The organism is Streptomyces sp. NPDC088194, from assembly GCF_040702025.1.
Lineage (GTDB): Bacteria > Actinomycetota > Actinomycetes > Streptomycetales > Streptomycetaceae > Actinacidiphila.
In genome coordinates this window covers 110,307-122,266 of record NZ_JBFBIV010000006.1, presented here as the reverse complement: position 1 = coordinate 122,266, position 11,960 = coordinate 110,307, and the positions used below count along the sequence as shown (strand labels likewise).

At 74.0% G+C, this 11,960-nt stretch carries 10 protein-coding genes; 2 read left to right on the top strand and 8 right to left on the bottom strand.

Annotation, left to right across the window (positions count from 1 at the left end; all coding sequences use genetic code 11):
• The first annotated feature begins 37 nt into the window (after nucleotides 1-37).
• A complete protein-coding gene (locus tag AB0399_RS04885; protein ID WP_366410273.1) occupies nucleotides 38-1,480 on the top strand; it encodes an ATP-binding protein in 1,443 nt (480 codons plus the stop codon).
• Nucleotides 1,477-1,854: a UBP-type zinc finger domain-containing protein gene (locus AB0399_RS04880; protein WP_329362737.1), complete on the top strand. Its 378-nt coding sequence runs from the start codon at nucleotides 1,477-1,479 to the stop codon at nucleotides 1,852-1,854. Before AB0399_RS04885 ends, AB0399_RS04880 begins: the two co-directional genes overlap by 4 nt.
• Nucleotides 1,855-2,031: 177 nt before the next feature.
• On the opposite strand, the gene AB0399_RS04875 is transcribed toward AB0399_RS04880, so the two are convergent.
• The 8 genes from AB0399_RS04875 to AB0399_RS04840 all read right to left on the bottom strand — a co-directional run bounded on the left by AB0399_RS04875 (nucleotide 2,032) and on the right by AB0399_RS04840 (nucleotide 11,950).
• Nucleotides 2,032-4,644 (bottom strand): bifunctional FO biosynthesis protein CofGH, encoded by a 2,613-nt coding sequence (locus AB0399_RS04875; RefSeq protein WP_366410243.1) that lies wholly within the window; start codon nucleotides 4,642-4,644, stop codon nucleotides 2,032-2,034.
• A 187-nt stretch (nucleotides 4,645-4,831) separates the two neighbouring features.
• Complete coding sequence (locus AB0399_RS04870) at nucleotides 4,832-6,214, bottom strand: DUF2252 domain-containing protein (RefSeq protein ID WP_366410272.1); 1,383 nt, start codon at nucleotides 6,212-6,214, stop codon at nucleotides 4,832-4,834.
• 250 nt (nucleotides 6,215-6,464) lie between these two features.
• On the bottom strand, nucleotides 6,465-7,667 hold the full coding sequence (locus tag AB0399_RS04865; RefSeq protein WP_366410242.1) for a serine hydrolase domain-containing protein: 1,203 nt from the start codon (nucleotides 7,665-7,667) through the stop codon (nucleotides 6,465-6,467).
• Nucleotides 7,664-8,587 (bottom strand): hypothetical protein, encoded by a 924-nt coding sequence (locus tag AB0399_RS04860; protein ID WP_366410241.1) that lies wholly within the window; start codon nucleotides 8,585-8,587, stop codon nucleotides 7,664-7,666. Before AB0399_RS04860 ends, AB0399_RS04865 begins: the two co-directional genes overlap by 4 nt.
• On the bottom strand, nucleotides 8,584-9,681 hold the full coding sequence (locus AB0399_RS04855) for a hypothetical protein (protein WP_366410240.1): 1,098 nt from the start codon (nucleotides 9,679-9,681) through the stop codon (nucleotides 8,584-8,586). Before AB0399_RS04855 ends, AB0399_RS04860 begins: the two co-directional genes overlap by 4 nt.
• A gap of 110 nt (nucleotides 9,682-9,791) precedes the next feature.
• Nucleotides 9,792-10,610 (bottom strand): hypothetical protein, encoded by an 819-nt coding sequence (locus tag AB0399_RS04850; protein WP_366410239.1) that lies wholly within the window; start codon nucleotides 10,608-10,610, stop codon nucleotides 9,792-9,794.
• Nucleotides 10,611-10,626: 16 nt separating this feature from the next.
• On the bottom strand, nucleotides 10,627-10,812 hold the full coding sequence (locus AB0399_RS04845; RefSeq protein ID WP_366410238.1) for a hypothetical protein: 186 nt from the start codon (nucleotides 10,810-10,812) through the stop codon (nucleotides 10,627-10,629).
• A 289-nt stretch (nucleotides 10,813-11,101) separates the two neighbouring features.
• Entirely contained in the window at nucleotides 11,102-11,950 is an 849-nt protein-coding gene (locus AB0399_RS04840) for an aldo/keto reductase (protein WP_366410237.1), read from the bottom strand.
• Nucleotides 11,951-11,960: the final 10 nt, after the last annotated feature.

Below are 11,960 nucleotides of genomic sequence, written 5' to 3'. Positions count from 1 at the left end.
GAACTCCACGCAGGCCCCGCAGGCCCCGCAGCGCCCGCTGGACACCTGCGACCCGGACGAGCTGCGCACGCTCTTCCTGTTCGAGAAGCTCTCGCCCGAGCAGCTCGCCGAGCTGTGCCGGATCGGCCGGGTGGAGACGATCGAGCCGGGCCCGGTCTTCGCCGAGGGCGACCCGGCGACCTGCTTCTACGTGCTGCTGGACGGCGCCCTGGTGACCTCCCGGCGGGTCGGCAACGACGACGTGGAGGTGGCCAGGACCTCGCAGCGCGGCGTGTACTCCGGCGCCTTCCAGGCGTACCTGGGCGACCGGGTGCCCCAGCGGTACACCAACTCCATGCGGGTGACCGCGCCTTCGCGCTTCTTCGTGCTGGCGGCCGACGACTTCTCGCGGATCGTCACCGAGTGGTTCCCGATGGCCGTGCACCTGCTGGAGGGCCTGTTCTTCGGCAACAAGTCGTTCCAGCAGGTGGTCAGCCAGCGGGAGCGGCTGCTCGCGCTGGGCTCCCTGTCGGCCGGCCTGACCCACGAGTTGAACAACCCGGCCGCCGCGGCGCTGCGGGCCACCGCCTCGCTGCGCGAGCGGGTGGCCGGGATGCGGCACAAGCTGAAGATCCTCGCCGGCGGCCCCTACCGGCAGGCCGACCTGGACACCCTCGTCAGCGTCCAGGAGCGGGCCGCCGAGCGGGTCGCGAAGGCCGAGCAGCTCAGCCCGATGGACGCCTCCGACCGGGAGGACGCGATCGCGGACTGGATGGACGCGCACGACATCGCGGGCGGCTGGGACCTGGCGCCGGCCTTCGTCCAGGCCGGGCTCGACGAGGAGTGGCTGGACCAGGTCGCCGCGGCCGTCGACGGCGCGGTGCTGGAGAGCGCGGTGCGGTGGCTGAACTACACCGTCGAGACCGAGCTGCTGATGAACGAGATCGAGGACTCCACCACCCGTATCTCCGGCCTGGTCGACGCCGCCCGGCAGTACTCCCAGCTCGACCGCGCCCCCTACCAGGTGGTCGACGTGCACGAACTCCTCGACAGCACCCTGCAGATGCTCGCCGGGAAGATCGGCGCCAAGGTGCGGGTGGTCAAGGAGTTCGACCCCGCCCTGCCGCCCATCCCCGCCTACCCGGGCGAGCTGAACCAGGTGTGGACGAACCTCGTCGACAACGCGGTCGCCGCGATGGACGGCGAGGGCACGCTCACCGTGCGGACCTGGCGGGAGCACGGCAACCTGGTAGTGGAGTTCCGCGACACCGGTCCGGGGATTCCGCCGGAGATCCGGCAGCGGATCTTCGAGCCGTTCTTCACCACCAAACCGGTCGGCCAGGGCACCGGCCTCGGCCTCGACATCTCCTGGCGGATCGTGGTCAACAAGCACCACGGCGACCTGACGGTCGAGTCCGAGCCGGGCGACACCCGCTTCCGGGTCTGCCTGCCGCTGAGCACGTCCGAGACCGGTCAGGACAGCGAGGAGGAAGCCGTATGACCCCGTCCGACGACCAGGGCACGCCCGGGACCTCCGGGACCATCGACCCCTCGGTGCCGCCCAGCGGTACCGGCTGCATGGAGTGCGAGGCCGGCGGCGGCTGGTGGTTCCACCTGCGCCGCTGCGCGGCCTGCGGCCACATCGGCTGCTGCGACTCCTCACCCGCGCAGCACGCCGGCGCCCACGCGGCCGCCACCGGCCACCAGGTGATCCGCAGCTTCGAGCCCGGCGAGGAGTGGTTCTGGAACTACGCCAAGGAGCAGTACGTCGAGGACGGCCCCCGACTCGCCGCGCCGCAGAGCCACCCGGCCGACCAGCCGGTGCCCGGCCCGGCCGAGCGCGTGCCGACCGACTGGCGCGACCGGCTCAACTGAGCCCGGCTCGACCGCGAACCGGCTCAACCGACCGTCCCGTCCGCGACCGGCTCAACCGACTGGTCCGACCGTGACCGGCTCGACCGACCGGGCGGGCGCCGCTCCTGGGCGCCCGCCCGTCCGTATCCGCGCCGCCCGCCCGTCCGTATCCGCGCCGGCCGGCCGGAGACCGCCGGCTCAGTCGCCGAGCACCGGCAGCAGCTCCGGCAGGTGCCCGTCAGAGGCGAGCGCCGCGGCGGTCCGCTCCTCCGGCACCTCCCCGTACAGGGTGGTGCGCGGGCGGGAGGGCCGGCCGGCCGCGTCGGCGATCGCGACGAGGTCGCGCACCGAGCGGTACGACCCGTAACGCGAGCCCGCCATCCGTGAGATGGTCTCCTCCATCAGGGTGCCGCCGAGGTCGTTCGCGCCCGAGCGCAGCATCTCCGCCGCGCCCTCCGCACCGAGCTTCACCCAGCTGGTCTGGATGTTGGGGATGTGCGGGTGCAGCAGCAGCCGCGCCATCGCGGTGACCGCCCGGTTGTCCCGCATCGTGGGGCCGGGCCGCGCGATGCCCGCGAGGTAGACCGGCGCGTTGGTGTGGATGAACGGCAGGGTCACGAACTCCGTGAAACCGCCGGTGCGTTGCTGGATCTCCGCGAGCAACCGCAGGTGCCCGAGCCAGTGGTGCGGCTGGTCCACGTGGCCGTACATCATCGTGGACGACGAGCGGATGCCCAACTCGTGGGCGGTGGAGACCACTTCGACCCAGGTCGCGGCGGGCAGCTTGCCCTTGGTGAGCACCCAGCGGACCTCGTCGTCCAGGATCTCGGCCGCCGTGCCCGGGATGGTGTCCAGGCCGGCCTCCTTCGCCGCCGACAGCCAGTCCCGGATCGACATCCCGGTCCTGGTCGCGCCGTTGACCACCTCCATCGGGGAGAAGGCGTGGACGTGCATGCCCGGCACCCGGGCCTTGACCGCGCGGGCGATGTCGAAGTACGCCGAGCCGGGCAGGTCCGGGTGGATGCCGCCCTGCATGCACACCTCCACCGCCCCCACCTGCCAGGCCTGTTCGGCCCGGTCGGCGACCTGGTCGAGGGAGAGCGTGTACGCGTCGGCGTCGGTACGGCGCTGGGCGAAGGCGCAGAAGCGGCAGCCGGTGTAGCAGACGTTGGTGAAGTTGATGTTCCGCGTGACGATGTACGTCACCTCGTCGCCGACGGTGTCCCTGCGCACGTCGTCCGCGATCCGGCACAGCGCGTCCAGGGCCGGGCCGTCGGCGTGCAGCAGCGCCAGCGCCTGCGCGTCGGTGAGCCGGGTCGGGTCGTCGGCGGCCACCGACAGCGCCTGCTTGACGTCGGCGTCCACCTTGTCGGGCACCAGTCCGGGCGCGGCCTGCTCGCGCAACTCCGCCCAGTCGCCGTACACGTCGTCGAAGTCGTCGCGCCGGTCGGCGCTGCGCCCCTGCGTGTCGATGGTCCGGTGCAGGTCGGTGCGCCCGCCCGCCGCCGGGAAGGCGTCCTCCGGCTCCTGCCAGGGCAGCCCCCGCGGCCGTACGCCCTCGCGGGCCAGGCCGGTGTCGGGGTCGGCGAGCGCGGTGACGTGGGGCAGCAGCCGCGGGTCGAGCCAGGGCTCGCCACGGCGTACGTACTCCGGGTAGATCGTCAGCCGCTCCTTGAGCGTGAAGCCGGCGTCCGCGGTGCGCGCGGCCAGCTCCTCGATCTGCGGCCACGGGCGTTCGGGGTTGACGTGGTCGGGGGTCAGCGGCGACACCCCGCCCCAGTCGTCGATGCCGGCGGCGACGAAGCTGCCGTACTCGCCGTCCACCAGGTTCGGCGGCGCCTGGATGCGGGCCGCCGGGCCGAGCACGATCCGGGCCACCGCGATCGCCGCGGCCAGCTCGCCGAGTTCCGCGTCGGGCATGCCGCGCATCGCGGTGTCCGGCTTGGCCCGGAAGTTCTGCACGATGACTTCCTGGATGCCGTGGTACTGCCGGGAGGTGCGGCGGATCGCGAAGAGCGACTCGGCCCGCTCGGTGTACGTCTCCCCGATCCCGATCAGGATGCCGGTGGTGAACGGCACGTTGGAGCGGCCGGCGTCCTCCAGCACCCGCAGCCGGACCGCGGGCTCCTTGTCCGGCGAGCCGTGGTGCGGGCCGCCCGGCTCCGACCACAGCCGGGTCGCGGTCGTCTCCAGCATCATGCCCATCGACGGCGCGACCGGCTTCAGCCGCTGAAGGTCGGTCCAGCCGAGCACCCCCGGGTTCAGGTGCGGCAGCAGCCCGGTCTCCTCCAGCACCCGCACCGCCATCGCCCGCACATACGCGAGCGTGTCGTCGTAGCCGTGCGCGTCCAGCCACTCCCGGGCCTCCGGCCAGCGGTCCTCCGGGCGGTCGCCGAGCGTGAACAGCGCCTCCTTGCAGCCCATTTCGGCGCCGCGCCGGGCGATGTCCAGCACCTCGTCCGGCGACAGGAACATCCCCTCGCCGGCCCGCCGCAGCTTCCCGGGCACCGTGACGAAGGTGCAGTAGTGGCACTTGTCCCGGCACAGCCGGGTCAGCGGGATGAAGACCTTCCGCGAGTACGTGATCACGCCCGGCCGGCCCGCCGCGGCCAGTCCGGCGTCCCGCACCCGCCCGGCCACCGCCGACAGCCGTTCCAGGTCCGCGCCTCGCGCCTGGAGCAGCACGGCCGCCTCCGCGGCGTCCAGCGCTACCCCTTCCTCCGCGCGGTGCAGCGCACGGCGCATCGCGTTCGCCGTCGGCCGGCTCTCCGTCCCCGCGGCGGCGGGCTCTTCAGGTTCACGCGTCGTCATTGTCCGAGCATAAGCACACCCGCGCCCCCGACCCGATGCCCCCAGGGGGCACCCGTACTACCCGGCAGGCCGGCCGGCTCTCGCCGCCACCGACCACGGGCCGCCCCTGAACCGCTACGTCGCGCCGCCGGGAGGCCCGTCCACCGCCCTGACCTGGGCGTATCGGTGACCGGACCGGCGGGCTTCCTTACTCCCGCGTGGCCTTGACCCGGCCGGACCTGGCGGCTTTCGCCAGCGCGGCGTGGTCCCGTTCGTTCTGGTCGGCATACGCTTCCGCGAACGTGGAGATCGCGCGGTCGAAGACGTCGCCGCGGCCGAGATACGCGGAGATCGCGATCCGGTCGCCGGACCGGGCATGGGCGCGGGCAAGAGTGGCCCCGCACAGCTCCCCGAAGACGCGCAAGCCGAGGGGCACCATCTGGGAAGGGTCGATGACGCCCTTCCAGTCGCGCAACTGGCGTACGTAGAAGTCGCGTTGGACCCCGTCCATGCCCTGAGCCCGCTCCCAGCCGAGGAAGATGTCGCCCGCCGACTGCATCAGCCGCTGGCCGGCCACCACCCGCTTGCCCTGGATGCCGTAGCGGCTCGCGCCCGCGTAGGGCGCGAGCACGGACTCGGACGCCTCCTTGGCCTGGAGGAACAGGGGGTCCCCGCTGTCGCGGCCGAGCAGGAGCACGACCCAGCAGCGAGTGCCGACGCTGCCGACGCCGACCACCTTGCGCGCCATGTCCACCACCCCGAACTGCTCCAGCAGATGCTGCCGATCGGGTTCCAGGGACCGCTGGTAACCGGTGAGCAGGCCGCGCAGCAACTCCTCGACCTGGACGCTCTCCGCGCCGGGCAGCAGGTCGTCGAGGCGGGAGAGCATGGGCGGGTCGGAGATGATCCGCGGCCGGCCTCCGACGACCTCGGTGAGCTTGCGGGCGGCCTGGAGGCTGTCGCGCCCGCGGGCCTTGGCGAGTTGCGCGGAGAGCTTCCTGCGCCCGCGCGCCCGCAGCCGGCCCCCGGCCAGTTCCTTGAGCATGTCGGCGTCGGCCCTGGCGTACCAGACGTCCAGGTCGCGCATCCCGGCGAAGCGCCACATCTGCTCGCGGTACGACCTGACGGTGGCGCGCACGATCGTACGGCGCTCCGCGTCGTCGAAGCCGTTCTCGCGCGCGGCGATCACCATGCTGGCGGCCAGCCGCTTGACATCCCACTCCCACGGGCCCGGCAGCGTCTCGTCGAAGTCGTTGAGGTCGAAGAGCAGGTTGCGCTCGGCGGAGGCGAGCAGCCGGAAGTTCATCAGGTGTGCGTCGCCGCACAGTTGGGTGCGGAAACCGGACACGGGGGTGCGGGAGAGGTCCTCGGCCATGATGGCGGCCGCGCCTCGGTAGAAGCGGAACGGCGACTCGAGCATCCGGCCGTAGCGGAGCGGAACCAGCTCCGGCAGCCGGGTCGCCGACTGCCGTTCGACGGTGTCCACCGGGTCGGTACGGTCCCGGGGCGGGGCGAACTCCGCGTGCGCGGAGCGCGGCGCGTGCGCTCGCGCCGCCTTGCCCAGCCGGGCCCGTTCCTCGGGGGAGGGCATGTGGGTGCCGCTCACGGTGACGATCCCGGCCCGCCCGGACCCCGACCGGGAGCCGGTCCGGTCCGCCGCGCGCCCGCCTTTCGCCCTCGCCGCTCGGGTCTCCGCCATCGCCGGACCTTCCTGATCTCTGCACGGATGAATGAGGAGGTTCTGTGGTCTTTCTTCCCTTTTGTCGGGACTCTAGGGCACGACGGGTCGGCCCACCTCCCGGGTCCTCGCCGTTCACCCGGCCTGGGTGCGGCCCCGCGCTTTAGGTGGGCGTGGTGAGGGAGTGGAGGAGGGTGTAGCAGGTGTTGATCAGGGCGCAGGTGCGGTCGTGGCGGGTGGCGGTGCCGATGACGGCGGTCGCGGTGGCCGGATGGAAGCCGAGGAAGGACTGGTGGCCGAAGGTCGCGCCGGCGTGGAAGAGGATCGGGCCGCCGGAGGCCGGGTGCAGGTACCAGGTGAGGGTGTGGGTGTGGCGGTGGCCCAGGCCGCGCCGGAGCTGGGGGACCTGGACGTCGCGCAGGGCGTCGCGCAGGGGCGCGGGGGTGCCGGGCGCGTCGGGGGAGAGGAGGGCTTCGGCGTAGCGCAGCAGGTCGCCGGGGGTGGCACGGATCGCACCGGCCGAGGTGAACGCCGCCATGTCGGTGGGGGGCAGCGGGGTACGGCCGTCGGGGCGGTGGCCGATCGCGGCGGTGGCGGCGGGGCTGCCCGCGGGGGCGGGGCCGATGGTGGTCCGCGCCAGGCCGAGCGGGCGCAGCACGCGCTCGGTCAGGAGGGTGGCGTAGTCGCTGCCCACGGCGCCCTCCAGGGCCGGGCCGAGCAGGGCGAGGCCGAGATTGGAGTAGTGCCAGTGGCTGCCGGGGGCGTGCCGGGTGCGGGTGCGGGCGAAGGCGCGCAGCAGCCGCTCGCGGTCGTAGCCGGCGTAGCCGTTGGTGTACGGCCGCAGCAGCGCGCCGGGGATCAGGTCGCGCGGCACCCGGGGCAGCCCGGAGGTGTGGGTGGCCAGGTGCCGCAGGGTGATGGCGCGGGAGTCGGGGTGCGGAAGTTCCAGCCCCGGCAGGTGTGCGGCGAGCCGGTCGTCCAGGCCGAGCGCCCCCTCCCGGGCCAGTTCGGCGAGCAGCAGGACCGTGAACGTCTTGGAGAGCGAGCCCAGTTCGTAGCTGAGCGACGTGCGCGGCAGCCGGGGGTCGGCGGTGCCGCCGGTGGCGACGGTCCGGCGGCCGGCGCGGCTGACGGCCAGCACCAGGTCGGGCGCGCGGACCTGCGTCAGCGCCTCCTCCAGCCGGGCGGCGACATCGGCTTCGGGGTCGGCCCCGGTTGCGCCTCCGGTTTCGGCACGCGAGCTGCGGCTGCCGGTGCCGGTTCCGGTGTCCTCGCCGGCCTCCGTGTCGGTTCCGTGGCCGGGGCGGGAGCCGGGGGCGGCCGGGTGCGGGGCGGACGCGGGCCGCCTTGCCGCGGGCCCGCTCACGCGGCGACGTCCGACGACAGCGCCCGGGAGGTGGCCATCGCGGAGGCGAACGCCGCGACCAGCGTGGGGTGGTGGACGATGTCGAAGACCGTGGCCGGGCTCCCGGTGGGCATCTCGTGCTGTACGGGCATCGCGCCGTCGGCGGACTGCGCGGCCGCGTACCGCTCCCACAGCCGCGCGTCGAGCGTCGGCCGGGGCAGGCACGCGTCGACCACGAGCAGCTCGCCCAGCAGGTCCCAGTGCTCCAACTCGGCCCAGTCCGTGGCCCATGCGGGCAGGTACAGCGCCAGGTAGGACGCGATCCGCGGCGGCAGCCGGTCCGGCTCCGCGCCCCAGTCGGTGAGGTGGAAGACGGTGTGCGTGACGTCGTACGCGATGTGGAACTGCGCCGTCCACGGCTCCGGCGTGCGGCCCAGCCAGGTGGCGGCGACGGCCTGTTCGAAGTCGCCGCTGGGGACCAGCCCGAGCTTGCGTTCCGCGTTGAGCAGGCCGAGCCGCCGGTTCGGCAGCATCTCGACCGCCTGCCAGCTCGCGGTGGTGCGGGCGAGGTCGATCGCCGCCTCCAATCCCAGGTGGCGGTGGCCGAGTTCGTGCAGGCTGCCGTAGATCTCCAGCGGCACCGGGGAGAGCGGTTCCTGGGCCTGGAGCTCGGCCAGCACGTTGCCGCCGTCGAGCAGGTCCCGCCAGGCGTAGTCGAGCAGCCGCACGGAGATGTCGTGCTGCCGCGAGCCGGCGATGCCCTCGCGGGCCAGGACCCGCATGTTGATCGCCAACTCGCCGATGGGCTTGAGGCGTTCGACCAGACCGCGGCCCGTTTCGCGGTCGTCGTCGGTGAGCCGGAAGTACTCGCGGTTGGCGTGCAGCCAGGCGAGTGCCTGGTCGCCGACACGGTGCAGGAGCGCGGGGGATGCGGCGGTCACGGCAGGACCTCGCTCTCGGCGGGTGCGGGTGCGGGTGCGGACGGGGACGCGGGTGCGGCGGAAGCGGCGGGGGCGGCGTTCTTCGCGAGCGCGGCAGGAGCGGTACGCGCCAGGGTCGCGGCGAAGGCGATCACCAGCGTGGAGTGGTAGCAGCCGGTGAACTCCTCCTCGGGCGGGGCGCCTTCGGGCGGCCCGTCGCCGGTCTCGGGCACGGCGCCGTCCGGGCGCTGCGCCGCCGCCAGCACCCGCCAGGCCGCCGGGTCGTACGGCGCGCCCGGCGTGCACGCGGCGACGGCGAGGAGTTCGCCGGCCAGGTCCCACTGCCGCTCCTCCAGCCAGCTCGTGGTCCACGCCGGCAGCCACAACCGCAGGTAGCCGGCGACGGGTTCGGCCATCCGGTGCGGGGCACGGCCCCAGTCGGTGACGTGGTAGACGTCGTGGGTGACGCCGTACGCGGTGCGCAGGTCCAGCGCCCACGGCTCGGGTCGGCAGCCCAGGCCGGTCCGCGCGAGCACGGCGGCGAAGTCGGCGTGCGGCGGCAGGCCGATCCGCCGCTCGGCGTTGAGGACGTTGAGCGTGCGGGTGTGGTCCGCGCGGGCGAGCTGCCACAGCCGCAGCCCGGTGGTGGCCGCCATCAGCTCCTCGGCGGCCGGGTTGCGCAGGCCGGCCCGGGCGAACACCCCGTACAACTCGACCGGGTAGGTCGCCTGCGGTTCGCCGCGGACCAGGTCGGCGAAGAGCTCGCCGCCGCGGGTCTCCTTCCAGGCGAAGGCGAACAGGTCGTCGGCCAGGGCGCGCACCCCCGGCTGGGGGTGGCAGCCGCGCACCACGTCGGTCAACTCGGCCAGCTCGCCCAGCGGTTTGAGCGTGAGGTTCGGGTCGGCGTCGGTGGACACGTCGGCCGGCAGCCGGAAGGACGGCCGCATCGCGTCGATCCGGGCGAGCGCGCCGGCCGCGATCCGGTCCAGCAACTCGGCGTCCGGGTGGGGTACTTCGCCCTGGGCGCCGGGTCGGGCGGGGAAGTCCGGTGAGTCCGGGGGGACTTGGCGGTCTCGGCCCGGCGCGGCCCGCGTGGCGCCGACCCGGTCCGACACGCCCGGCGCTTCCGCCGCCCCTGCCCCTGCCCCCGCCCCCGCCTCCGGCCGAGCCGGACCGGACGCGGCCGCACCCGCGCCCGGTCCCGTGGCCCCGCTCCCGCCCGCGCTCACCGCGCCCCGCGCCCGTAGAAGCGCCGGGCGACCGCGGCGTGCAGGGCCACCCGGGGGTCGCCGCCGCTCATCCGCAGGACGTAGACCAGCCCCGTGTCCAGCCCGAGGGAGTCCGGTACGTCCGGTACCCGGGCCAGCCAGCGCCCGATGCCCGCGGCCTGGAGCCAGTCGCGGCGGCGGACCGCCCGGACGAAGCCGCGGGCCAGGTCCTCGGTGCGCGCGGTCAGCCCGTCGGCGATGGCGGGTGCCAGGCCGGGCAGCGACAGGGCGCCGAGCTGGGAGGCCCGGTGGGCGAGCTTGGGCCACGGGTCGGAGTACAGCCAGTCGGTGCCCGCCTGCGGCTCGGACGGCCGGCCGTCCTGTCCGCCGTCGCCGGAACCGCCCACGCTGTGACCCGCGCCGTATCCGCCCGCGCCGTATCCGCCCGCGCCGGAACTCCCGGGCAGGAAGGCGCGGGACGCCTCCACCAGCCCCCGGTAGCTCCACACGGACACGTCGGAGGCGTCGGCGGCCGGCGGATAGGCGGCGAGCGCCTTCCGCACGATCGCCTCGTCCGCGAGGCCGGCTCCGCCCGGGCGCGTCGCGTCGCCGCGCCCCGCTGCCCGGCCGCTCGTCGTGTCGGCGGCCGGCGCGTACGGCGCCAGCACATCCGCCCCCAGGACCCTGATCGCGGCGAGTGCGACCGGGTCGTCCTGCGCGAGGACACCCGACAGCGCGTAGGAGTCGTGCCCGCCGTCGAGGGCGAGCACGACTCCCGTGGCGATGTCGGCGACCACAGCGCTCAGCGAGGTGTTCCCTTGCGGCTGCTCGGCCAACGTGTCGCCTTCCGCGTCAGCGGGTGTCCGTCTTCGGACGCGGGGTAGGCGGTGAGATCAGAAGCAGGCCCGCGAGCAGAAGCGCTCCGCTGCACTCACGGGTGTCACGGTAGATGCCTTCCGGTTCTGCGGAATCCAGCAGTCCTTCGACCTCAGCGGCAAGGGCTGCCGTCTCGACCGGGGCTGTCAGCTCCGAAGCCATGGGACCATCTCCTCTTGATCGGCTTGGATCTTCAGGATGGCATTCGGTTCAACAGCCCGCAAATGCGACATTTGTCCCCGGGCGTGTCGTGCTCCCAGCCCGTGCTGGGACGGCGATCCGCGCGTCGCGGGCCGCCCGCCGCGCCCGCCGCCGCGTACCCCGTAGCGCGCCGCCCTCCCGCCGGCCGGCCCCGGACCGTAAGCGCACACGTCGAGCCCCCACGCGGCCGGGTGCCCCACGCGGTCAGGCGCCCCACGTGTCGAGCACCCGTCGCGCGCGGGCCCGCCGCTCAGAACTCCTCGTGCTGCTCCGGGTCGCCGCCCAGCCGCCGCCGCTCGCCGGCCGTGATCGCCGCCAACTCCTCCTCGGACAGCTCGAATCCGAAGATGTCCAGGTTGTCGCGCTGCCGCTGCGGGTCACCCGACTTGGGGATCGGCACCGCGCCGAGCTGGGTGTGCCAGCGCAGCACCGCCTGGCCGGGCGTGCGGTCGTGCGCCTCGGCGACCGCCTTCACCGCGGGGTCGGCCAGCAGGTCGCTGCCACGGCCGAGCGGGCTCCAACTCTCCACCGCCACGCCCTTGCCGGCGAGCTGACCGCGCAACTCCTCCTGCGGGAACAGCGGGTGCATCTCGATCTGGTTCACCGACGGCAGCACGCCCGTCTCGCGCTCCAGCCGGTCGATGTGCGCGGCGGTGAAGTTCGAGACCCCGATCGACCGCACCGCGCCCTCCTCGCGCAGCTTGACCATCGCCCGCCAGGAGTCGACGTACTTGTCCACCCTCGGCAGCGGCCAGTGGATCAGGTAGAGGTCGACGTACTCCAGGCCGAGCCGCTTGCGGGACTCCTCGAACGACGCGAGCGTCTCGTCGTAGCCGTGGTGGCGGCCGGGCAGCTTCGTGGTGACCACGATCTGCTCGCGCGGCAGCCCGCTGTGCCGCACGCCGCGGCCGGTGCCGGTCTCGTTGCCGTAGTTCACCGCGGTGTCGATCAGCCGGTAGCCGAGCCGGACCGCCTCGGCGACCGCCCGCTCCGCCTCGGTGTCGTCCATCGGATACGTGCCCAGGCCGAGCCCCGGCAGCCGTGTGCCGTCGTTGAGCTCGCGCACCGGTGCCGTGGCGGCGGGTGAAACAGGGGACATGGGGGGACCA